This window comes from Streptomyces sp. NPDC002623 (genome assembly GCF_053592635.1).
Map to the genome: position 1 here is coordinate 246,610 of NZ_JBSFWB010000003.1, position 21,286 is coordinate 267,895.

General features: G+C 69.4%; 20 protein-coding genes and 1 riboswitch. Of the genes, 4 read left to right on the forward strand and 16 right to left on the reverse strand.

The features are described 5' to 3' along the window. Window positions 1-188: 188 nt before the first annotated feature. A complete protein-coding gene (locus tag ACWD4O_RS06830; RefSeq protein WP_451278120.1) occupies window positions 189-1,544 on the reverse strand; it encodes an MATE family efflux transporter in 1,356 nt (451 codons plus the stop codon). Window positions 1,545-1,703: 159 nt separating this feature from the next. On the opposite strand from ACWD4O_RS06830, the gene ACWD4O_RS06835 reads away from it, so the two are divergent. Beyond that, window positions 1,704-2,270, forward strand: a complete 567-nt coding sequence (locus ACWD4O_RS06835) for a PadR family transcriptional regulator (RefSeq protein ID WP_451278122.1) — start codon at window positions 1,704-1,706, stop codon at window positions 2,268-2,270. Here ACWD4O_RS06835 and ACWD4O_RS06840 read toward each other — a convergent pair. The 5 genes from ACWD4O_RS06840 to ACWD4O_RS06860 form a co-directional block, all read right to left on the reverse strand. After that, a complete protein-coding gene (locus ACWD4O_RS06840) occupies window positions 2,227-3,489 on the reverse strand; it encodes a hypothetical protein (RefSeq protein ID WP_451278124.1) in 1,263 nt (420 codons plus the stop codon). The genes ACWD4O_RS06835 and ACWD4O_RS06840 overlap by 44 nt on opposite strands. 43 nt (window positions 3,490-3,532) lie before the next feature. Beyond that, on the reverse strand, window positions 3,533-4,555 hold the full coding sequence (locus tag ACWD4O_RS06845; RefSeq protein WP_451278126.1) for an NlpC/P60 family protein: 1,023 nt from the start codon (window positions 4,553-4,555) through the stop codon (window positions 3,533-3,535). 199 nt (window positions 4,556-4,754) lie between these two features. Continuing rightward, window positions 4,755-5,789 carry an NlpC/P60 family protein gene (locus ACWD4O_RS06850; RefSeq protein ID WP_451278128.1) on the reverse strand — a complete coding sequence of 345 codons (1,035 nt, stop codon included), beginning with the start codon at window positions 5,787-5,789 and terminating at the stop codon, window positions 4,755-4,757. A 212-nt stretch (window positions 5,790-6,001) separates the two neighbouring features. Then, window positions 6,002-7,345, reverse strand: coding sequence for an NYN domain-containing protein (locus ACWD4O_RS06855; protein WP_451278130.1), 1,344 nt, complete (start codon window positions 7,343-7,345; stop codon window positions 6,002-6,004). A gap of 37 nt (window positions 7,346-7,382) precedes the next feature. Continuing rightward, window positions 7,383-7,622, reverse strand: coding sequence for a hypothetical protein (locus tag ACWD4O_RS06860; RefSeq protein ID WP_351912426.1), 240 nt, complete (start codon window positions 7,620-7,622; stop codon window positions 7,383-7,385). A 183-nt stretch (window positions 7,623-7,805) separates the two neighbouring features. Here ACWD4O_RS06860 and ACWD4O_RS06865 point away from each other — a divergent pair, with 183 nt between their 5' ends. Both ACWD4O_RS06865 and ACWD4O_RS06870 read left to right on the forward strand, forming a co-directional pair. Continuing rightward, window positions 7,806-8,591, forward strand: a complete 786-nt coding sequence (locus ACWD4O_RS06865; protein ID WP_451278132.1) for a rhomboid family intramembrane serine protease — start codon at window positions 7,806-7,808, stop codon at window positions 8,589-8,591. Next, window positions 8,588-8,866, forward strand: a complete 279-nt coding sequence (locus ACWD4O_RS06870) for an Lrp/AsnC family transcriptional regulator (protein ID WP_351912423.1) — start codon at window positions 8,588-8,590, stop codon at window positions 8,864-8,866. The genes ACWD4O_RS06865 and ACWD4O_RS06870 overlap by 4 nt, the downstream gene beginning before the upstream one ends. Before the next feature lie 17 nt (window positions 8,867-8,883). Here the strand turns inward: ACWD4O_RS06870 and ACWD4O_RS06875 are convergent, their stop codons facing one another. From ACWD4O_RS06875 to ctaE, 6 genes are all read right to left on the reverse strand, one after another. Continuing rightward, the gene (locus ACWD4O_RS06875; RefSeq protein WP_451278134.1) at window positions 8,884-10,251 is read right to left on the reverse strand and encodes an aminotransferase class V-fold PLP-dependent enzyme; all 1,368 of its coding nucleotides are present in this window, start codon (window positions 10,249-10,251) and stop codon (window positions 8,884-8,886) included. A 143-nt stretch (window positions 10,252-10,394) separates the two neighbouring features. Then, a riboswitch (SAM riboswitch) is annotated at window positions 10,395-10,511 on the reverse strand. 77 nt (window positions 10,512-10,588) lie between these two features. Continuing rightward, a complete protein-coding gene (gene trpD, locus ACWD4O_RS06880) occupies window positions 10,589-11,653 on the reverse strand; it encodes an anthranilate phosphoribosyltransferase (RefSeq protein WP_451278136.1) in 1,065 nt (354 codons plus the stop codon). 145 nt (window positions 11,654-11,798) lie between these two features. Continuing rightward, window positions 11,799-13,436 carry a cytochrome bc1 complex cytochrome b subunit gene (qcrB, locus tag ACWD4O_RS06885; protein ID WP_451278138.1) on the reverse strand — a complete coding sequence of 546 codons (1,638 nt, stop codon included), beginning with the start codon at window positions 13,434-13,436 and terminating at the stop codon, window positions 11,799-11,801. Then, window positions 13,433-14,491 carry a cytochrome bc1 complex Rieske iron-sulfur subunit gene (gene qcrA, locus ACWD4O_RS06890; RefSeq protein ID WP_358807176.1) on the reverse strand — a complete coding sequence of 353 codons (1,059 nt, stop codon included), beginning with the start codon at window positions 14,489-14,491 and terminating at the stop codon, window positions 13,433-13,435. The genes qcrB and qcrA overlap by 4 nt, the downstream gene beginning before the upstream one ends. Beyond that, a complete protein-coding gene (gene qcrC, locus ACWD4O_RS06895; protein ID WP_351912414.1) occupies window positions 14,488-15,300 on the reverse strand; it encodes a cytochrome bc1 complex diheme cytochrome c subunit in 813 nt (270 codons plus the stop codon). Before qcrC ends, qcrA begins: the two co-directional genes overlap by 4 nt. 62 nt (window positions 15,301-15,362) lie before the next feature. Continuing rightward, window positions 15,363-15,983, reverse strand: coding sequence for an aa3-type cytochrome oxidase subunit III (gene ctaE / locus ACWD4O_RS06900; protein WP_327314500.1), 621 nt, complete (start codon window positions 15,981-15,983; stop codon window positions 15,363-15,365). A 178-nt stretch (window positions 15,984-16,161) separates the two neighbouring features. Here ctaE and ACWD4O_RS06905 point away from each other — a divergent pair, with 178 nt between their 5' ends. Then, window positions 16,162-16,566, forward strand: coding sequence for a hypothetical protein (locus tag ACWD4O_RS06905; RefSeq protein WP_451278141.1), 405 nt, complete (start codon window positions 16,162-16,164; stop codon window positions 16,564-16,566). Between the two features lie 83 nt (window positions 16,567-16,649). On the opposite strand, the gene ACWD4O_RS06910 is transcribed toward ACWD4O_RS06905, so the two are convergent. The 4 genes from ACWD4O_RS06910 to ctaC all read right to left on the reverse strand — a co-directional run bounded on the left by ACWD4O_RS06910 (window position 16,650) and on the right by ctaC (window position 21,122). Continuing rightward, on the reverse strand, window positions 16,650-17,903 hold the full coding sequence (locus tag ACWD4O_RS06910) for an Ig-like domain-containing protein (protein WP_451278143.1): 1,254 nt from the start codon (window positions 17,901-17,903) through the stop codon (window positions 16,650-16,652). Window positions 17,904-18,034: 131 nt separating this feature from the next. Then, window positions 18,035-18,433 (reverse strand): cytochrome c oxidase subunit 4, encoded by a 399-nt coding sequence (locus ACWD4O_RS06915; RefSeq protein ID WP_351912407.1) that lies wholly within the window; start codon window positions 18,431-18,433, stop codon window positions 18,035-18,037. Next, a complete protein-coding gene (gene ctaD, locus ACWD4O_RS06920; protein ID WP_358807180.1) occupies window positions 18,430-20,166 on the reverse strand; it encodes an aa3-type cytochrome oxidase subunit I in 1,737 nt (578 codons plus the stop codon). Before ctaD ends, ACWD4O_RS06915 begins: the two co-directional genes overlap by 4 nt. Beyond that, window positions 20,163-21,122 carry an aa3-type cytochrome oxidase subunit II gene (ctaC, locus tag ACWD4O_RS06925; RefSeq protein WP_451278145.1) on the reverse strand — a complete coding sequence of 320 codons (960 nt, stop codon included), beginning with the start codon at window positions 21,120-21,122 and terminating at the stop codon, window positions 20,163-20,165. The genes ctaD and ctaC overlap by 4 nt, the downstream gene beginning before the upstream one ends. Window positions 21,123-21,286: the final 164 nt, after the last annotated feature.

Consider the following 21,286-nt stretch of genomic DNA (forward strand, 5'->3'; position numbering starts at 1 on the left):
GCGCCCCGACGCACGCGCGGCCGCCCGTCGACGGGAGTGGGTCGTGGCGGTGCGGCGCAGCCCGTCGCTCAGCTCGTCACAGCCAAGTCCCACCGTGGCAGCAGGCAGCAGTACGCCCAACACGCGACGGGCTCGCCGCACCGCCACGACCCCGACCCACGCACCGCCGAGGCGCCGCACGGCCCAGCTCAGCCCACCCGCACCACCACCCCGGCCGCACCACGCTCCCGCTCCCGCTCCCGCCGCCGCCACAACACCACCCCCACCACCAAGCACTGCACCCCCATCGCAAGCGCCAACGCAAGACACACCCCCGCCAGCCCGAGCCCCGACAGCCCATAAGCCAACGGCAACTGGACGCCAGTCCCCAGCACGGTCACCCGCAACAGCACGGCCGCTCCCCCGCTCCCCTCGAACACCCCGCCCACCGCGATGAACCCGGCCATGAGCAGCAGATACGGCCCGACCGAGCGCAGAAACAGCACGCCCTCCTCAGCAACACCGGACCCGGCGCCGAACGCGGCCATGATCCAGGGGGCCGCACCGCACACCACCACGGCGGCCACCAGCCCGACACCCCCGGACACCACCACCGCCTGCCGCGCGATCACCCAAAGCCCACCCCCGTCACCGTCACCGTCCCCGCCCTCACCCTCACCCGCGCCGCGGGTATGCGCGGTATGGATGGAGGCAGCCTGACGGACGGCGTAAAAGGCCATGGTCGCCACGTACAGCACCTTGTAGGCGATCGAGTACGCGGCCACCGCCGTCACCCCGAGCCGCGCCACCACGGCCACCATCCCCAGCGTCCCGGCCTGCCGGACGGTGAAGTCGGCGGACATGGGCAGCCCGGTGGTCAGCGTCCGCCGCAGACAGACCCCGAAACCAAGGCCGGGCTCGGCAGCCGTCCGCAGCAGCGCGTTGCGGCGCAGGGCGAGCAGCCCGACCCCCAGGGCCACGCTCCGGCACAGCACCGTGCACCCGGCGGCGCCCTGGACGCCGTACAGGTGGATGAGCAGCGGGTCGCCGACCAGGATCAGCCCGTTGGCGAGGAGGGCCAGCCGCATCGGGGTCCGGGTGTCACCGGCGCCTTTGAGGATGCCGTCCACGAGCTGCTGGACGAAGAAGACGGCGATGCCCGGCATCGAGATCGCGAAGTAGGACACGGCGAGGGGCAGGGCCGGCCCGCCGCCCCCACCGAGCACCAGCCGGGACAGCGGCTCGCGCAGCAGGAACCCCCCGATCGCGACGACCGGCGTGACCACCGCACACAGCGCCCAGCCACCTCGCACGGCCGCGCGCACGGCCCCCGGATCCCGCGCGCCCCGGGCATGGGCGACCAGCACGGTCGTCCCGGAGGCGAACACCAGAGCGACGCCGAGCAGCACGTTCTCGGCGTTGGTCGCGACGGCGACGGCGGCGACCGCGGGCCCACCGAGCCGGGACACCCAGACGGTGTTGATGATCCCGGCGGCCACGGAGGCCAGCAGCGAGAAGTAGACGGGCCGAGCCAGCACGACGAGCTGCTTCCGATGACTGTCCACAACACGTCCCCCTTGAACCGAGCCACATCGAACCGAGGCACACCGAACTGACGCACACCGAACCGAGTTATCTCTTATCGAGGTACATCGATTCGAGGTACCTCGATAAGAGGTAACATGACGCCATCGCATCCCGCAAGGAGAGGTCGTAGTGGAACCATGCTGGAGCTCTCGATCCTCGGATTCCTGGCCGAAGACCCGCTGCACGGATACGAGTTGAAGGAGCGGATCACCGCGCTGACCGGCCACGTCCGCCCGGTCAGCGACGGCGCGCTCTACCCGGCGATCACCCGCCTCGTCACCGCGAGCAAACTCGACCAGCGCACCGAGGACGGCACGGGCGCGGCCCCCCGCCGTGTGCTCTCCCTCACCGACAAGGGCCGCGCGGACCTGCTGGAACGCCTCCGCCACCCCAAGGACGCGGAGATCACCGACCAGGTCCGCTTCAACACGGTCCTGGCGTTCCTGCGGCACCTGCCCGACCGCCGGGAGCAGGCGGCCGTCCTGCGCCGCCGGCTGGACTTCCTGGAGACGCCTGCGAGCTTCTTCTACGCCGAGGGCCGACCCGTACGGGCGGAGGAGACGACGGACCTGTTCCGGCAGGGCATGCTGCGCGTGGCCCGGGCAACGGGCGAGGCGGAGCGAGCGTGGCTGCGCGAGGCGATCGAGGAGCTGAACGCAGTCAGCCGAGCTGAGCCTTCAGATAGGCCCGCCAGTCAGCCGTGAACCGCTCCGAAGACATGCCCAGCACGCTCCGCAGCGCGCCCTCCACCGCCCCGGCCCGCGTCCGGTGCTCCCCCACGGCCCGATAGAAGGCGTCCAGCTTCACCTCGCCCCACCGCTCGGCGATCATCCGGCAGGCCAGCCACCCGCCCTCGTACGCCTGCGCCAGCCGGTCCGCGTCACCGGAGAAGCCGAAGTCGCCGTCGGCGGGCAGCGCCTCCGGCAGGTTCCCGTCCCTGACGGCCTGCTGGAGCTCCGGTGCGACCTCATCGGGCGTGCGGCCGGTCTCGCGGTAGCCGACCCAGTCGGCGAACCCCTCGGACAGCCACAGCGGGGTGGCGGCGTTGGTGTGGGCGCGGGTGGCGACATGGGTGGTCTCGTGGGCGAGGACCACCTGCCGACCGATCTGGCCGAGCAGGTCGTACGCGTCCGGGTTGACGACGACCCGGTCCGCGGGCGCCTTCGCGCCGCCGCCCGTCTCGCCCGTGGTGACCGCGGCGATCCCCCGGTAGGCGGAGGCGGGCGAGCCGAGCAGCCCCGCCATGCCCTCCAGCGACCTCGGCACGAGGACGACGACCTGCCCGGCCCAGTCGGTGCCCCAGGCCGCCGACACGGCCGGCACGGCGCCGTCGGCCAGCTCCGCGAAGGACCGCAGCCGCGCGTCGGACTGCCCGACCCCCAGCACCAGGCTGTGCGCGCCCTTGACGACGCGCACGACGCCCTGGTCCCACAACTGCTCGCCGGCCTTCGCCGCGGGCTTCTCCGACGTCACCGACCACCGCCCGGCCCCGTCACGGGCCAGGCGCAGGGTGCGGCCCACGGTCACCGGGGCCTTGTCGTAGCCGTCGACCCGGTAGCTGAGTTCGGCGTCGGCGGTGGCGGTGTCCCCGCTGCGCTGCAGGGCCGTCACCCGGTATGCCCAGCCCGCCAGCGGCACGGCCCGCACGGCGGCGTACCCGGCGGCGGCGCCGGTGGCCGCGTAGGCGTTCGCGTCATGGCCGAGGACGGCGGCGGCCCGCCGGTCGAGGACCCGCTGCACATCGGCCCGCGCAGTGTCCGTCCCGGTCCGCCCACCGCAGCCGACCAGCCCGACCAGCAACAGGACGACCAGCGGGACAAGGCGCGGAACCAGCCGCGGACAGAGCCGCGGAACCGGCCGCGGAACGAGCAGCGGGCAGCGGCCCGGAACCCCGGATCCGCGCGCCCGCCGTCCATCAGCCATCCTCCCGATCGTACGGCGGCAGCCGGGTGCGGGGTGCCGTGGGTCAGGGCCTGGTGACGGACGAGACCGGCATCATCCCGACCGGGTCGTAGCGCACGGGCGCGCCCGGGTAGGGGGCGTGGATGACCTGGCCGTTGCCGACGTACATGCCGACATGGCTGGCGTCGGAGCGGTAGGTGACGATGTCCCCGGGCTGGGCCTGGGAGAGCGGGATCCGGCGGCCGGCGTGCGCCTGGGCCTGCGAGGTGCGCGGGATGGAGACGCCGGCCTGTGCGTACGACCACTGCATGAGGCCCGAACAGTCGAAGCCGGTGGGCCCGTTGGCACCCCACACGTACGGCTTGCCGAGCGCGGAGCGGACGGCGGCCACGGCGGCGCCCGCGCGGCCGGAGGACGGCACGGCGCCCGAGAGATCGGGCATCTCCTCGCGGCCGGAGCGGGAGGCCCGGTCGTAGGCGGCGCGTTCGTCGGACGGCAGGGAGTTGAGCAGCTGCCGCGCCTTGGCGAGCTTCTGCTCCACGGTCCGCTTGTGGCTGACGACGGCCTTGCGGCTCTTCTCCAGCTCGGCGAGCTTGCGGGCCGCCTCGGAGCGCTCCTGGGTGAGTTCGCGCATGGCGTCCTGGAGTTGCCGCAGTTCGCCGGCCTGGTGGGCGGTGATCCGGTCGAGGACGGACGCCTTGTCGAGGTAGTCCTCCGGGTCGTCGGAGAACAGCAGCGCCAGGGAGGGGTCGAGGCCGCCGGAGCGGTACTGGGCGCCGGCCAGCGAGCCGAGCTGCTCGCGCAGGCCGTTGATGCGCTCCTGCTGCCGGGCGATGTGGTCCTGGGCCGTGCCGACCTGCCCGCGCAGCACGTCGACGTGTTCGTCGGCCTTGTTGTAGGCCTCGGTCGCGTTCTCGGCCTCCTCGTAGAGACGGTCCACCTCGGCACGGGTGTCGTCGTGCGGTGCGGCCGTGGCCGGTACGGCGGACACCGCGCCGAGTGCGGCGGCCGCGACGGACAGCACGCTCAGGGCGCTGCAGGCGCCTCGGTCGAACCCGGATCGTGCAAGTCGGCGATGGGACCCCACGGGAAGCCGCGCTCCTTCCGCTGGCGGACAGGGAAACGCGGCAGACAGTAGCCCTGGGTCAGGGGGTCGGCCAAAGACCTCGGCGGGCACGCACAGTGACGCCCCGCCGCTGACGCAGGTCACCGGCGGGGCGTGGGGTCATATCTCGTTGTCGTAATTCGCCCGTTCGGGCGGCGTGGTGTCCTGATCTTGAGGCTGATCAGATCCGGACGCCGAACTGGAACGGCATGTTGTTGATCGACTCGTAGCGCACGACGGTGCCGGTGCGCGGGGCGTGCAGCACCTGGCCGTTGCCCGCGTAGAAGCCGACGTGGTGCTGGTCGCCGTAGAAGATGACCAGGTCGCCGACCTTGAGGGCGCTCTGCGAGTAGATGCGCGTACCGGCGTTGGCCTGGGCCTGCGAGGTGCGCGGGATGGAGACGCCGGCCTGGGCGAAGGCCCAGGAGGTCAGGCCCGAGCAGTCGTAGGTGGCGGTGCCGGTCGCGCCGTACTCGTAGGGCTTGCCGAGCTGGCTCTGGGCGGCCTGGAAGGCGGCCATGGCCCTGCCGGAGCCCGCGGGGGCGTCGCCGAGGTCGACACGCTCACCGGCGTCACGGCTGGCGCGGGCGTCAGCGGCGGCGAGGTCAGCCCTCTCCTGGGCGGTCAGCGTGTTGAGGAGCTTGCGCGCCTCGGAGAGCTTGCCCTGCACCGTCTTCTTCTGCTTGGCCAGCTCGGTGCGGGTGGAGGCAAGGTCCTTGAGCTTGGCAGAAGCCTCGGTGCGCTCCTGGGCCAGCTCGCGCTGCTTCTCCTGGATCTTCTTCAGCGCCTCGACCTGCTGGGCGCTCAACTGGTCGGCGGTGGACGCCTTGTCCAGGAAGTCGTCCGGGCTCGAGGAGAGGAGCAGCTGCACGGAGGAGTCGATGGACCCGGTGCGGTACTGAGCGGCGGCCGCCAGGCCTATGGAGTCGCGCAGCTCGTTGAGTTCCGCCTGGCCGCGGGCGACGTTGTCCTGGATGGTGGAGATCTCCTTCTGGAGCTTCTCCTGCTTCTCCTGGGCCCCGTTGAGCTTCTCGGTGGCCTGCTCCTGCTCTTCGTAGAGCTTGTCGACCTTGCTCTTGACCTCGTCCTTGTTGGGCTTCGCGCTGGGCGCCGCGTTGGCGGCCTGGGAGCTGAGGACGACGGCAGCGGCGGCTGCGGTGGTCAGCACGGTCACGCGCACGCGACTCGGCTGCTTCGGTCGACGATGGGACGCCACGGAGACGGGCTCCTTCTTTTGAGTGATCACCCGTGTGGAGGTTCGAGCACCAGACCTTAGTGACCCAGCCGTGATCAGTTCAAATCCTCGGGAGAAAAAAACCCATCACGCAACACAGTTTTTTCACACAACTCACGCGCAGCAATGCTCGATTGACACTACGTTGCGTGATCATTCAGTCAATTCGGGCATTAAACCTGCAACTTCGACCTTCAGGACAGTCGCTTCAGAAGTACCGCGGAAGCCACCGGTCGGGCACCCGCCTTCGCGACCCCGTCGGCCACCTCCCGGTCGGTCGAGGCGACGATCACCGGCCGGCCCGGCGGCTCGGCCCGGACCAGCTGACGGATCAGCTCGTCGGCCGTGACCCCGGGCTTGGAGAACAGCACCCGCACCCCGCGCGGCGGCGCGAGCAGCACCGGAGCCGCCAGTTCGGCCCCGTCGAAGACACAGGTGACCTCGGCGCCGGTCTGCGCGGCGAGCTGCGAGAGCTGCCCCAGCAGCCGCAGCCGCTGCTTCTCCAACGGCATCTGCGGATAGCCGGTCTTGGTGACGTTGTAGCCGTCCACGACGAGATGCGCCTGCGGCAGCGCGAGGAGCTGGTCAAGAATGGCCGGATCATGCTCGGACAGGGCCCGCGCGGCGATGTCCTTCGGGGTCATCCGCCCGGGCTCGACCGCGTCGACGGTCTCCGCGGGGCGCACCGACACCGGCGGCAACGCCAGTTCCCGCCGCAGCCCTTGGGCCGCGTCCAGCACCGTGTCGAGCAGCAGCCGCAGCCGCATGTCCTCGACGCTGCGCCCCTCGCGCGCCGCCCGCCGGGCGGCCTCCAGGGCGGCCTCCGTCTCCCCGAGCCGCCCCTTCAGCCGCCGTGCCTCGCTCTCCGCGGCGGACACCTGGGCATGCCCCTCGGCCCGGACGGCCTCGATCTCGCTCTGCACCTTGCGCAGCGCGGCCTCGCCCCGCTTGATGTCGCTGAGGGCCGAACGCAGCTTGCGGTTGAGCGAATCGGCCTCCCTTTTCGCCACGTCCAGTTCGACGCGCAGCCGCTCGGTGTCCGCGCGGGTCTGCTCACGCGCCCGGTCCAGCTCCTCGCGCAGCCGCTCCAGCTCGGCCCGGCTCTCCTCGTCGGCGCGCTCGGCGTCCGCCCGCTGGGCCTCCTCGCCGGCCGCGGTGACCAGCTTCACCCAGCCCGTGGGCCGCAGTACATAGGCCGCGGCCGCCACGTCGAGCGGGTCCGCGGCCGGGGTCGGCGAGCCGGAGTCGAGAGCGCCGGAGAGTTCCGGCTGGGCTTCTCTGAACTTCTCGGCGATGCGTTGCCGGAAGAGCGGATCGGTCTCCAGCGCGGCGGCCATCGCGTTGCCGGCGAACTTGGCCCGCCGGTTCGGCGCGAACCGCGCGTACTGGCGCAGCTGGGCGGGCAGTTCGCCGACGGTCAGTCCGCCGAAGCCGTCGGACACGATCGTGACGACCCTGCGCCGCACGCCGTCCGGCAGCGGACGGTCGAGCATCTCGGCGGCGCCGTCGCCCGGCCCCCCGCCTGCGCTCTCCACCATCCGTCACACCCCAATACCTGTGCGGGGCCGGCTCCCGTCAGGAGCCGGCGCCCGGCCGATCCACGAGTTCCACCTGGTCCACGGCGTTGCACCAGCGGCACCGCACCGTCTCGATGGTCTCACTGACCACCTCGCGCTCCTCGACCTTCGGCTCACCGGCGAGGTCGAGGTGCACGTACTCGACGACCTTCGACGAGCGCGTCACGTCGAACCGCGTGAGGTTGCCGCAGAGCGTGCAGCGCCACCGCGTCGTGGCGGTCGGCAGGGGAACCGTCATCGTGACTTTCCGCTTCCTTCTAGTGTCGTACTTCCAGTGTCGGGGTCGGGCCGGAGGCTCCCCCGCGCGTATGGCTCGTAACCCTACGGCCTGGCGCGTACTCGCCGCCCATCCGATCACCGCGCCCGCCCGGCGGCGAGGCGGTCTGTGCTGGTGCGTCCTGTTCCGTCATGCTCTGTATCCATGATCAGCAACTGGAGCGGAACGGTCGGCAGGACGGTCCGCAAACCCTCGGCGCCGGTGACCTACGGACTGATCGCCGTGTGTTGCCTGATCTTCGTCATCGGCCCCGCCTCGGGCTTCAATCCGGGCTACGGCACCGGCGACGAGCTGCTGGCCGCGCAGCGGGCCTACTTCCGGCGCTGGGGCGTGGTGCCCGCCGAGCTCTTCGCGGGCTCCCCACGGGCCGCCCTGACCCCGGCCACGGCCCTGTTCGTGCACGGCAGCTGGGTGCATCTGCTGGGCAACATGCTCTTCCTCTACGTCTTCGGGGCGATGACCGAGGAGCGGATGGGCCGCGTCGAGTTCACGCTCTTCCACCTCGGCTGCGGCTATCTGGCCCTGCTGGGCTACGCCGCCGCCAACGCCGGTTCCGCGCAGTCCCTGGTCGGGGCCTCCGGGGCGATCTCGGCGATCCTCGGCGCGTTTCTGTACCTGTTCCCCCGAGCGCGGGTGACCAGCCTCCTGCCGTTCCTGTTCTTCCTGCCGCTGCGCTTCCCCGCCTGGGTCGTGCTGCCCTTCTGGGCGGCCCTGCAGTGGGTGGCGGCGGGCCGGGCCACCGCCGGGCCCGGGGTGGCCTACCTGGCCCATGTGGTGGGCTTCGGCCTGGGGCTCGTCTACGCGTGGGCCCGTTTCGGCCACAGAAGGGGCCCGAAGGGCGGCCTGGGCAGGACGGCGGCGGGGAACGGGCGGGCGACTAGAGTGAGGGCCGCCCCAGCAACGGCCCCCGAGGGAGAGAACCAGCCGTGATCACCGCGATCGTCCTCATCAAGACCAGCGTGGACCGGATCCCCGAGATCGCCGAGCGGATCGCCTCGCTGGACTCCGTGAGCGAGGTCTTCTCCGTGACCGGGACCTACGACCTGATCGCCATGGTCCGGGTGAAGCAGCACGAGGACCTGGCGGAGGTCATCCCCGGGAGCATCAGCAAGATCCCGGGGGTCGAGGGGACGGACACGCACGTCGCCTTCCGCACCTACTCCCAGCACGACCTCGAGGCCGCGTTCGCCATCGGCCTGGAGTAGGCCCCGGCGCCGGCGCCCTACACCGCGGGGACGCAGCGGCCGTCCTGCGTGCGGTACTGCCACCGCGCGCCGTCGGTCACCAGTTCCCGTACGGCGGTCACGAAGCGCTCCACGTGCTCGTCGGGGGTGCCCGCGCCGAAGCTCACCCGGATGGCGTTGAGGGACTTCTCCCCGGGGGCCGCCTCGGGGGCGCCGCACTCGCCCTGGCTGTGCAGGTCGCCGCCCAGGAGGGTGCGGACCAGCGGGTGGGCGCAGAAGAGGCCGTCCCGGACGCCGATGCCGTACTCGGCGGAGAGGGCGGCGGCGAAGTGGGAGCTGTTCCAGCCCTCGACGACGAAGGAGATCACGCCCACCCGCGGGGCGTCGTCGCCGAACAGGGACAACACCCTGACCTGCGGCACCTCGGCCAGACCGGCCCGTACCTTCTCGATCAGGTACTGCTCACGGGCCACCAGCGCCTCGAAGCCGGCCTCGGTCAGCGCCTTGCAGGCCGCGGCGATGGAGTACGCGCCGATCACGTTCGGGGAGCCGGCCTCGTGGCGGGCGGCGCTCTCGTGCCACTCCACGTCCACTCCCCCGTCCTCGCGCCGGGTGACCTTGCGGCTGGCGCCGCCGCCCGCGAGGTACGGGTCGGCGGCCTGGAGCCAGTCGGCGCGGCCGGCCAGGACGCCGGAGCCGAAGGGCGCGTACAGCTTGTGGCCGGAGAAGGCGACCCAGTCGACGTCGAGGTCCCGCACCGACACCGGGTGGTGGGGGGCGAGCTGGGCGGCGTCCAGGACGATGCGGGCGCCGTGGGCGTGCGCGGCCGCCGCCAGCTCGCGCACCGGCCACAGCTCGCCGGTGACGTTCGAGGCGCCGGTCACGCAGACCAGGGCCGGGCCGTACGGGTCACGGTCGGCGAGGGCGCGCTCCAGGGTCTCCACGGCCTGGCGCGGGGTGCGCGGGGCGTCCAGGTAGGTGACCCGGGCGTCCTTCCAGGGCAGCAGCGAGGCGTGGTGCTCGGTCTCGAAGACGAAGACCTGGCAGTCGGCGGGGAGGGCCGCGGCGAGCAGGTTGAGGGAGTCCGTGGTGGAGCGGGTGAAGATCAGCTGGTCGTCGGGGCGGCAGTCCAGGAACTCGGTGACCGTCCGGCGGGCGTTCTCGAACAGGTCGGTGGAGAGCTGGGAGAGGTAGCCGGCGCCGCGGTGGACGCTGCCGTAGTAGGGGGCGTAGGCCGCCACGTCGTCCCAGACGCGCTGGAGGGCGGGGGCGCTGGCCGCGTAGTCGAGCGCCGCGTAGGCGACCTCGCCGCCCGTGACGAGCGGGACGGTCACATCCCGCCCCAGAACGGGCAGAGGCGCACAAACGGTCTGGACGGAGGCAGCGGTGGAGACGGAAACGGACATGACGGAACTCCCGTGTGAGGCAAGGGAAAAGTGAAAAGGGGTACGCGGAAGCGGGGCTCTGCGCCCTATCGCATTCGCTTGCTCACAGAAGGCTCCCTCGATGACCAGGATCCCTGGCCGCACGCTCTCAGAAGCGTGTGAGGGATCCGCGCTTGCCGTGCACCTTGTTGTGCACAGCCTGGTCTTCACCCGGGGCACCCCGCCACGGACGGAGGGTTGCCGGACAGTCGGCCGGGGCCTCTTGACTGTCACTCATGACCTGACAAAGGAACGTACGCGATGTGATCGTCGTCCCGCAACCCGTGTCCGGATCGCGGGACGACCGTCCGTTGAGGAACTACCTGTTGCTGGCGGCGACCCAGCGCTCCAGCGTCCGCTTGGCCGCGCCGGAGTCGATGGACTCGGCCGCCCGGTCCATTCCGGACCGGATCTGCTCGGCCAGCGTTCCGCTGCCCGGGTCGAGGGCCACCAGCGCGGCCGCCGAGTTCAGCAGCACGGCCTCCCGCACCGGGCCCGGCTCGCCCTCCAGAAGACGGCGGGCGACCTCCGCGTTGTACGAGGGGTCCCCGCCCCGCAGGGCCTCCACGGGGACCAGCTCCAGGCCGACGTCACGCGGGTCGAAGCTCTCCTCGGCGACCTTGCCGTCGCGGACGACCCACACATGGGACGTGGCCGTCGTCGTCAGCTCGTCGAGGCCGTCGTCGCCCCGGAAGACCAGGGACGAGTTGCCGCGCTCGGCGAAGACGCCCGCGACGACCGGCGCCATGCGCGGGTCCGCGACGCCGACCGCCTGGGCCCGCACCTTCGCCGGGTTGGTCAGCGGGCCGAGGACGTTGAACACCGTGCGGATGCCCAACTGGCCGCGGGCCGCGCCCACATGACGCAGCGCCGGGTGGAACTTGATCGCGAAGCAGAAGGTGATCCCGGCCTCCTGGGCCACCTCGGCCACCCGCCGCGGCGTCAGCTCCAGATTGACGCCGAGCTTCTCCAGGACGTCCGAGGCGCCGGACGCGGAGGACGCGGCCCGGTTGCCGTGCTTGACGACCGTGGCGCCCGCGCCGGCCACGACGATCGCCGACATCGTGGAGATGTTGACCGTCTTCGCGCCGTCGCCGCCGGTGCCGACGATGTCGACGGTCCGACCCGGCACCTCGATCAGGTTGGCGTGCTCGTACATCGCCCGGACGAGCCCGTTGATCTCCTCGACGGTCTCGCCCTTGGCCCGCAGCGCCACCACGAACCCGGCGATCTGCGCATCGGTCGCCTCGCCGCGCATGATCCGGTCCAGCGCCCAGAACGTGGCGTCGGCGTCCTGGTCGTGGCCGTACAGCAGGCTGTTCAGGACCTCGGGCCAGGAACGGCCCGCCGCGGTGTCGCCTCCAGCGGGGGTCACAGCGCTCATCAGCCGCTCCTGGGTGTCGTAACGATCTTCTAGGGCTCTCGTAGAAGAGTGTGTCCCCACCCTATCCAGCCCGTGGGCACGGGAACGGGCCCCGTCCGAAGACCGGACGGGGCCCGTTGCGCGGGCGTGGCGACGCCGCAAGCGATCAGTGGTGGCCGTGGCCGCTCGTGATCTCCTTGTACTCCTCGACGGTGGGCTTCGGGATCTGCTGGTCCTCGCCGAAGTACGCGCCGCTGATCTTGGCGCGCAGCTTCTCGGAGCCCGTCACCTTGCGCTCGACGCCGTTCTCGTCGACCGCGGGGCCGATCGCGGCGGGCACGTACTGCTCGTGCGCGGTGAGGGTGTGCAGCTGCTCCTGGCTGAGCGGCTCGTGGATCTCGACGAACTCACCGTGCGGCAGGCGCTTGATGGTGCCGGTCTCGCGACCGTGCAGCACCTTGTCCCGGTCCCGGCGCTGCAGGCCGAGGCAGATCCGCTTGGTGAAGATGTACGCGATGACCGGTCCGACGAAGAAGAAGATCCGGACGAACCAGGTGATCGAGTTGATCGACAGGTGGAAGTGGGTGGCCCACAGGTCGTTGCCACCGCCGACCAGCGTGATCATGTACATCGTGACCCAGGCGACGCCCAGCGCGGTCCGGGTCGGCGCGTTGCGCGGGCGGTCCAGGATGTGGTGCTCGCGCTTGTCGCCGGTGACCCAGGACTCGATGAAGGGGTACATCGCCAGCGCCGCGAGGACCACGCCGAAGAGCACCAGCGGGATGAACACGCCCAGGACGAGCGTGTGACCCCAGATGTTGATCTCCCAGCCCGGCATGAAGCGGATCAGACCCTCGGCGAAGCCCATGTACCAGTCGGGCTGGGCGCCGGTCGACACCTGGTCCGGACGGTAGGGGCCCATGGCCCAGATCGGGTTGATCTGCGCGATCGCCGCGATGGCCGCGATCACACCGAAGACCAGGAAGAAGAAGCCTCCGGCCTTGGCCATGTACACCGGCAGCAGCGGCATGCCGACGACGTTCTTGTTGCTCTTTCCGGGGCCCGCGAACTGCGTGTGCTTGTGGTAGAAGACCAGGATCAGGTGGCCGACCACGAGGCCGAGCATGATGCCCGGCAGCAGCAGGATGTGGATCGAGTAGAACCGCGCCACGAAGTCGTGACCCGGGAACTCGCCGCCGAAGAGGAAGAACGAGATGTACGTGCCGACGATCGGCATCGACAGGATCGCGCCCTGGGTGAAGCGGACACCGGTGCCGGAGAGCAGGTCGTCCGGGAGCGAGTAGCCGGTGAAACCGGTGAACATGCCCAGGACGAACAGCAGGAAGCCGAACAGCCAGTTGATCTCACGCGGCTTGCGGAACGCGCCCGTGAAGAACACGCGCATCATGTGCACGAACATGCCGGCGAGGAAGATCAGCGCCGCCCAGTGGTGGATCTGCCGGATGAGCAGACCGCCGCGCACGTCGAAGGAGATGTGCAGGGTCGAGCTGAACGCCTCGGACATCAGCTGTCCCTGAAGCGGGACGTAGCTGCCGTGGTACTCCACCTCGTTCATCGACGGGTGGAAGAACAGCGTCAGATACACACCCGTCAGGATGATGATGATGAAGCTGTAGAGGCAGACCTCGCCCAACATGAACGACCAGTGGTCGGGGAAGATCTTGCGCATGTTGGCCTTGGCCAGGGAGTAGATCCCCAGCCGGCCGTCGGCCCAGTCGGCGACTCGCTCGCCGGCCGGCGCCTTCCCGCGTTCGCGGGACTCTGTCTTCTCTGTGGTGCTCATCCGCGCTCCCAGAATGCAGGACCGACGGGCTCTTCGAAGTCGCCGAGCGCCTCGAGGTAGCCCTCGTCGTTCACACCGATGCGCAGCTGCGGCAGGGCGTGACCGGCGGGACCGAAGATCACTCGGGCACCGTCGGAGAGGTCGAAGGTGGACTGGTGGCAAGGGCACAGCACGTGGTGCGTCTGCTGCTCGTACAACGAGATCGGGCAACCCACGTGGGTGCAGATCTTCGAGTACGCCACGATGCCCTGGTAGGACCAGTCGAGTTCCTGCTTGTCCTTGATGTTGTCCGGCTGCAGCCGGACGATCATCAGGGCCGCCTTGGCGATCTCGTTCTGGAACTCCTCGTCGTGCTCCTCCAGGCCCTCGGGCTTGGCGAAGGTGAGCGAACCGACGGCGACGTCCGAGGGACGCAGCGGCTCGTTCGTGTTCATGTTGACGAGCAGCTTGCCCTTGGACCACAGCGTGTGCCGCAGCTTGTCCTCGGGCAGCGGACCGAGGTCGCGCAGCAGGACGATGCCGGAGAGCGGCACCAGGGTGAGCGCGCCGAACATCGTGTTGCGGATCAGCTTGCGCCGACCCATCGCCGATTCCTTGGCGCCCTGCTTGAAGTCCGCGTGGACCTTGGCCCGGACCTCGGGCTCGGCCGCGATCGGGTGCCGGTCGTCGGCGACCTCCACGTCCGACATCAGGGTGCGGGCCCAGTGGACCGCGCCGGCGCCGATGGTGAACAGCGCCGTGCCCAGCGTCAGACCCAGCGCGAAGTTCAGCGCGCTGAGGTGGCCGATCGGGAACACGAAGATCGACTTGTCGGCGGGGATCGCCACGTACGAGGCGATGAAGCCGACCGTGGCGAGCATCGACAGCGTGAACAGGAAGGCGACCGCACGCTCGGACCGCCTGGCGGCCCGCTCGTCGATGTCCTGGATGCGGTGCTCGTGGGGCGGCAGACCGGGGTCCGCGAACGGGTTCTTCTCGTCCGCGACGGATACCGCGCCATGGGCGTGGTCCTGCTCAGCAGGCAGGTTCTCTTCTGGAATGTCTTGGTTACTCATGACTTCTTGGCCTTTGCGGTCCGAGCGGCGACCCAGACGGCGACCGCGATCAGGGCGCCGAGTCCGAAGATCCAGGCGAAGAGGCCTTCAGTGACCGGCCCGAGGCCGCCCAGCTCCAGACCACCGGGGTTGTTCGTCTCGTCGCTGTTGACCGCGTGCAGGTACGCGATGATGTCCTTCTTGTTCTGCTCCGACAGGGTGGTGTCGGGGAAGGAGGGCATGTTCTGCGGGCCGGTCTGCATGGCCTCGTAGAGGTGCTTCGGGTCCACACCCTCCAGGGTCGGAGCGAACTTGCCCTTGGTGAGGGCGCCGCCCTTGCCGGTGAAGTTGTGGCACTGCGCGCAGTTGGTGCGGAACAGGTCGCCGCCCTTGGCGATGTCCGCGCCCTCCGGGCTGTACTCGGCCTCGGTCGGGACGGACGGGCCGGCGCCGAGGGAGGAGATGTACGCGGCGAGCTGGTCGATCTCGGCCTGCGTGTAGATGTTCTTCTTCTTCACCACCTGGGCGCCCTGGGAGGTCGCCGCCGGCATGCGGCCGGTGCCGACCTGGAAGTCCACGGCCGCGGCGCCCACGCCGACCAGGCTGGGACCGTCGGAGCTGCCCTGACCTCCGGTGCCGTGGCAGCTGGCGCAGCCGACGGCGTAGAGCTTCTTGCCCTCGTCGATGGCGAGGGACTGGGCGGTGTCGTCTGCCTGCGCCTTGCTCGCGGGCGCGAACACGGCGTACAGCCCCCCTGTGCATGCCAGCGCGAGGAGTAGGACGACGAGCGCCGCCAGCGGATGGCGTCGTCGTGCGGAGAGCTTTTTCACGGATTACCCCGGTGTCAGGATCTTCTGCGTCGATGCGTACGGATGTGCGGGAGCGGGCCCGGCTACTTGATCATGTAGATCGTGGCGAAGAGGCCGATCCAGACGACATCGACGAAGTGCCAGTAGTAGGACACGACGATGGCCGCGGTCGCCTGCTCGTGGGTGAACCTCTTGGCCGCGTAGGTGCGCCCGAGGACGAACAGGAAGGCGATGAGGCCGCCCGTCACGTGCATGCCGTGGAAGCCGGTGGTCAGGTAGAACACCGAGCCGTACGGGTCGGAGGAGAGCGAGAGCCCGTCCTTCTTCACCAGCTCCGTGTACTCGAAGATCTGACCGCCGATGAAGATCGCACCCATGATGAAGGTGACGATGAACCACATCCTGAGCTTCTTCACGTCACCGCGCTCGGCGGCGAAGACGCCGAGCTGGCAGGTGAGCGAGGAGAGCACCAGGATCGTGGTGTTCGTGGCCGAGAACGGGAAGTTCAGGCTCTCGGCCATTTCCTTCCAGTGATCCGGCCCGGTCACCGATCGCAGGGTGAAGTACATCGCGAAGAGGGCCGCGAAGAACATCAGCTCGGAGCTCAGCCAGATGATGGTTCCGACGCTGGTGAGGTTCGGCCGATTGACCGACGGGTGCGCGTGCCCGGTTTCTACTGTCGTTGCTGTCGCCACGACCGACATTATGTCGGTCCCTTATCCAGCCCTCACTCCCGGGGGTGCCGTTCGGAGTGTTCACACCGCGTGTACTGCCCGTATGGCCCATCGAAGTGGCGTTCCAAGCGGTGTTGACGGGGTGTTCAAGGGAGTAGCATCCGCGGCATCGGTTCTGTCCGTACGACGCTGATGTCACGGAGGAAGCATGCAGGCGACCGCCACGGTGCTGGTCTACAGCGACGACTCCAACACCCGCGAGCAGGTGCGGTCGGCCTCCGGCCGACGGCCCGCCCCCGATGCGCCGCTCGTGGAGTTCCTCGAGTGCGCGACGCCCGCGGCGGTGCTCACGGAGTTGGACAAGGGCGGGATCGACGTCTGCGTCTTCGACGGGGAGGCCGTGCCGATGGGCGGCATGGGCCTGTGCCGGCAGGTGAAGGACGAGGTCTTCCAGTGCCCGCCGGTGCTGTTGCTGATCGGACGGCCGCAGGATGCGTGGCTGGCCACGTGGAGCCGGGCGGAGGCGGCGGTGACGCTGCCGGTGGAGCCGGTCGAGTTCGCCTCGGCGCTCGCTTCCCTGCTGCGGCGGAAGAACCTCCAACAGAGCGCGTGAGCCCTCCGGGGGGCGTGAGGTCATGTCGCGACTGACGGCCGTCCGTGGCTGGTCGTACAGTGCCTCGCGCCCCTTGGAAGCGTCTACGCGGCCGCCGGGCTGAGTCTCGCCGTCTCCTGCCGGCTGTCCTGCTTGCCGCCGGTGAGGGCGCTGCCCTTGGTCCACTTCTGCCAGTCCAGGTTCCAGTCGCCGAAGCCGTTGCCGAAGGTCTCCATCGTGTCGCCGAAGCTGTTGACGACCTGGACCACGTCGCCCGCGCGGACGTTGTCGAAGAACCACTCGGCGTTGGACGTGCTCATGCCGGTGCAGCCGTGGCTGACGTTCGCATAGCCCTGGGAGCCCACGGACCAGGGTGCGGCGTGCACGTACTCGCCGCTCCAGGTGACCCGGGTCGCGTAGTAGACGGGCAGGTCGTAGGCCTCGGAGGAGTCCTCCGAGATGCCGACGGTGGTGCCGCGCATCCGTACGAAGTACTCCTTGCCCAGGACGACCTTGACGCCGTTGCGGGTCTCGAAGCCCGGCTTTCCGGTGGTGACGGGGATCTGGTTGATCTCCTCGTTGTTCTTGAAGACCGTCATGGAGTGCGACGACGCGTCCGTCACGGCGATGACCCGGTCGCCGATGGAGAGCTTGAGGTCCTTCGCGGGGCCGCCCCACAGCCGGTCGCCGATCTTGATGCCGTCCAGGTTGCTGTGGACGCGGACGGTCGCGTGGGCGGGCCAGTAGTCCTTGGGCCGGTAGTGGAGTTCCTTGTCGTCCACCCAGTGCCAGCCGCCCTGCACGGAGGGCGTGGAGTCGACCTTGAGGGCGCGTTCGACGACGGCCCGCTGGGCGGGGTCCTTGACGGGCTGGTCCAGCTTGGCGGTGACGGGCTGGCCGACGCCGTACTCGCCCGCGTCGGGGCCGAAGGTGACCGCCAGCCGCTTCTTGCTGGTGGGCTTGCCGGTGTCGAAGGTGAGGACGCGGCGGCCGGGTGCGCCGTCGTCGTCCTCGGTGCTCACACGGACCGTGTAGCGGGCGCCTGCGGCCAGCGGCTCGGTGCTGTGCCAGCGGCTGCCGTCGGCGGAGAGCTCGCCCGGCACATAGCGGCCTGTGCCGTCCACGGCGGTGACGTCCGTGATCCGGTCGTCGTCCTGCGCCGTGACCTCCAGGGGCTTGTCCGGGTCGGTCTTCCTGCCGTCTTCCTCGGCGCCGTTGAAGGAGATCTGGTCCGTCGCGTCGTAGGGGCGCGCGGACAGTGGGTTGCCGTCCGAGCCGCAGGCGCTCGCGACCGCGCCCAGGGCGATCACCAGCAGGGTGCAGCCGACGACGGTGCGAGGGCGTGGTTGGTGGCTCATGACTTCACGCTAGGGAGCCGCGTCGGCGGCGGCGCGCTGAGTGACACGGACGGAGCAGCGCGGATACGGCAAAAGCGTGAGCCCGGACCCTCCTGACGGAGTGTCCGGGCTCTCGCCGCGTTCAGCGCGTGCTACTGGGTGCGGTTCTCACCGTGGTAGTACTCGAAGACCCAGCCCCACAGACCGATCATGATCAGCGGGACGGAGAAGTACAGCAGCCACCAGCCGATCGCCACGCCCAGGAAGGCCAGCGCGCCGCCGATGCCGAGCGACAGCGGCTGCCAGCTGTGCGGGCTGAAGAAGCCCAGCTCGCCGGCGTCGTCCGCGACGTCCGCTTCCTTGTTGTCCTGCGCGCCCGAGTCGACCCGCTTGGCCGTGAAGCCCAGGTAGAAGCCGATCATGATGGACAGGCCGAAGGCGAGGAAGAGGGCCGTGGTGCCCGCAGGCTCCTTCGACCAGACGCCGTAGACGATGGCCATGATGAGGATGAACACGCTCAGCCACGTGAACATCCATCCTTGGACCTTCACTTGCCGGCCTCCTTGCCGCCTGCGATGGCACTCGCGCCGTGACCGCTGTGCTCCAGCTGCTCGAGCGCGGCGATCTCCGGGTGGTGCAGGTCGAACGCCGGGGATTCACTGCGGATCCGCGGCAGGGTGAGGAAGTTGTGGCGCGGCGGCGGGCAGGAGGTGGCCCACTCGAGCGAGCGGCCGTAGCCCCACGGGTCGTCGACGCCGACCGGCTTGCCGTACTTGGCGGTCTTCCACACGTTGTAGAAGAACGGCAGGACGGACAGACCGAGGACGAACGAGCTGATCGTCGAGATCGTGTTCAGGGCGGTGAAGCCGTCCTGCGCCAGATAGTCGGCGTAGCGACGCGGCATGCCCTCGGCGCCCAGCCAGTGCTGGACCAGGAAGGTGCCGTGGAAGCCGATGAACAGCGTCCAGAAGGTGATCTTGCCGAGGCGTTCGTCCAGCATCTTGCCGGTGAACTTCGGCCACCAGAAGTGGAAGCCGGAGAACATCGCGAAGACGACGGTGCCGAAGACGACGTAGTGGAAGTGCGCCACCACGAAGTACGAGTCGGACACATGGAAGTCCATCGGCGGCGAGGCCAGGATGACGCCGGTCAGACCGCCGAAGGTGAAGGTGATGAGGAAGCCCGTCGCCCACAGCATCGGTGTCTCGAAGGACAGTGAGCCCTTCCACATCGTTCCGATCCAGTTGAAGAACTTCACGCCCGTCGGGACGGCGATGAGGAACGTCATGAAGGAGAAGAACGGTAGGAGGACGCCGCCGGTGACGTACATGTGGTGCGCCCACACGGTCACAGAGAGACCGGCGATGGAGATGGTCGCGGCGATCAGGCCCATGTAGCCGAACATCGGCTTTCGGGAGAACACCGGGATCACTTCGGAGATGATGCCGAAGAACGGCAGGGCGATGATGTACACCTCTGGATGGCCGAAGAACCAGAAGAGGTGTTGCCATAGCAACGCGCCGCCGTTGGCCGCGTCGAAGATATGGGCGCCGAACTTGCGGTCCGCCTCCAGGGCGAACAGCGCGGCCGCGAGGACCGGGAAGGCCAGCAGGACCAGGACACCGGTCAGCAGGACGTTCCACACGAAGATCGGCATACGGAACATCGTCATGCCCGGGGCGCGCATGCAGATGATGGTGGTGATGAAGTTGACCGAGCCGAGGATGGTGCCGAAGCCGGAGAAGGCCAGGCCCATGATCCACAGGTCGGCGCCGATGCCCGGGGAGCGGACGGCGTCCGAGAGCGGGCTGTAGGCGAACCAGCCGAAGTCGGCCGCGCCCTGCGGGGTGAGGAAGCCGCCGACCGCGATGAGCGAGCCGAACAGGTACAGCCAGTAGGCGAACATGTTCAGTCGCGGGAAGGCGACGTCCGGCGCGCCGATCTGGAGCGGCATGATCCAGTTCGTGAAGCCGGCGAACAGCGGCGTCGCGAACATCAGCAGCATGATCGTGCCGTGCATCGTGAACGCCTGGTTGAACTGCTCGTTCGACATGATCTGCAGACCCGGACGGGCCAGCTCGGCGCGCATGAAGAGCGCCATTACGCCACCGATGCAGAAGAACGCGAACGACGTGACCAGGTACAACGTACCGATGGTCTTGTGGTCGGTGGTCGTCAGCCACTTCACCACGACGTTGCCGGGCTGCTTGCGCCTGACCGGCAGCTCGTTCTCGTACGAGTCCTCAGCTGCGGAGGCACCCTGGGGTTCGTTGAGGATGCTCACAGGTTGTTCGTCTCCCGGTTCTTCTCGTGGCTCGTCTGCTCGATGCCCGCGGGAACGTAACCGGTCTGCCCCTTCTCCACGAGTTCCTTGAGGTGCTGCTCGTAGCGCTCCTGAGAGACGACCTTCACGTTGAACAGCATCCGGGAGTGGTCGACGCCGCAGAGTTCGGCGCACTTGCCCAGGAAGGTGCCCTCCTTGTTGGGAGTCACCTGGAAGGAGTTGGTGTGGCCCGGGATGACGTCCTGCTTCATGAGGAACGGCACCACCCAGAAGGAGTGGATGACGTCACGCGAGGTCAGGATGAAGCGGACCGTCTTGCCCTCGGGGAGCCAGAGGGTCGGCCCCGGGTTGCCGGTCTGCGGGTTCCGCTCGTTGGGGACGCCGCAGGTGTAGGTGCCACCCGCGTTGTCCGGGAAGTCCGTCTTGAACCGGTCCGGGATCGCGGCCAGGTTCTTGTCGGTCTTCGCGTTCCCCTCGGAACCCTCGACGTTCTCGATGTAGTTGAAGCACCAGCTCCACTGGAAGCCGACCACGTTGACCGTGACGTCGGGCTTCTTGTCGAGGCTCAGCAGCTTCGACTCGTCGCGGGCGGTGAAGTAGAACAGCACCGAGACGATGATGATCGGCACAACCGTGTACAGCGCCTCGATGGGCATGTTGTACCGGGTCTGCGGAGGAACTTCGACCTTTGTGCGGCTGCGCCGGTGGAAGAAAGCACTCCACAGGATCAGGCCCCACACCAGCACGCCGGTGGCCAGCGCGGCAGCCCAGGAGCCCTGCCACAGGGAGAGGATCCGCGGAGCCTCTTCTGTGACCGGGGTGGGCATACCAAGGCGGGGGAAGTCCTTGTATGTGCAACCGGTGGCGGTCGCCAGGACCAGGCCCGCGGTCATTGCCTGCAGCAGCTTCCGCCGCATCGGGCGCCGCGGCGAGCGGTCGGAGCCGTTGGGACTCACGTAGCGCCTTCCCGAGAGTCTCGCCCGCGCGGTTGGCTGCGGCCTGCCTTCTCGCGGGTCGGTCGCCGCCCTGCGTCGGGCAGGGGTTTGGATGTTTATGCGGACCAAACCCTACTGGACGCGTTTTGGGGTCGCGCGGGGAGGGGTGGGCAACGCGCCGGGCG

Bases quoted from the DNA above. Each gene is read 5' to 3' on its own strand.
- ACWD4O_RS06835 (WP_451278122.1), top strand. From the start codon at position 1,704: ATGCTGGAGCTCTCGATCCTCGGATTCCTGGCCGAAGACCCGCTGCAC.
- ACWD4O_RS06840 (WP_451278124.1), bottom strand. From the start codon at position 3,489: ATGGCTGATGGACGGCGGGCGCGCGGATCCGGGGTTCCGGGCCGCTGC.
- ACWD4O_RS06855 (WP_451278130.1), bottom strand. From the start codon at position 7,345: ATGGTGGAGAGCGCAGGCGGGGGGCCGGGCGACGGCGCCGCCGAGATG.
- ACWD4O_RS06860 (WP_351912426.1), bottom strand. From the start codon at position 7,622: ATGACGGTTCCCCTGCCGACCGCCACGACGCGGTGGCGCTGCACGCTC.
- ACWD4O_RS06865 (WP_451278132.1), top strand. From the start codon at position 7,806: ATGATCAGCAACTGGAGCGGAACGGTCGGCAGGACGGTCCGCAAACCC.
- ACWD4O_RS06875 (WP_451278134.1), bottom strand. From the start codon at position 10,251: ATGTCCGTTTCCGTCTCCACCGCTGCCTCCGTCCAGACCGTTTGTGCG.
- trpD (WP_451278136.1), bottom strand. From the start codon at position 11,653: ATGAGCGCTGTGACCCCCGCTGGAGGCGACACCGCGGCGGGCCGTTCC.
- qcrB (WP_451278138.1), bottom strand. From the start codon at position 13,436: ATGAGCACCACAGAGAAGACAGAGTCCCGCGAACGCGGGAAGGCGCCG.
- qcrA (WP_358807176.1), bottom strand. From the start codon at position 14,491: ATGAGTAACCAAGACATTCCAGAAGAGAACCTGCCTGCTGAGCAGGAC.
- ctaE (WP_327314500.1), bottom strand. From the start codon at position 15,983: ATGTCGGTCGTGGCGACAGCAACGACAGTAGAAACCGGGCACGCGCAC.
- ACWD4O_RS06905 (WP_451278141.1), top strand. From the start codon at position 16,162: ATGCAGGCGACCGCCACGGTGCTGGTCTACAGCGACGACTCCAACACC.
- ACWD4O_RS06910 (WP_451278143.1), bottom strand. From the start codon at position 17,903: ATGAGCCACCAACCACGCCCTCGCACCGTCGTCGGCTGCACCCTGCTG.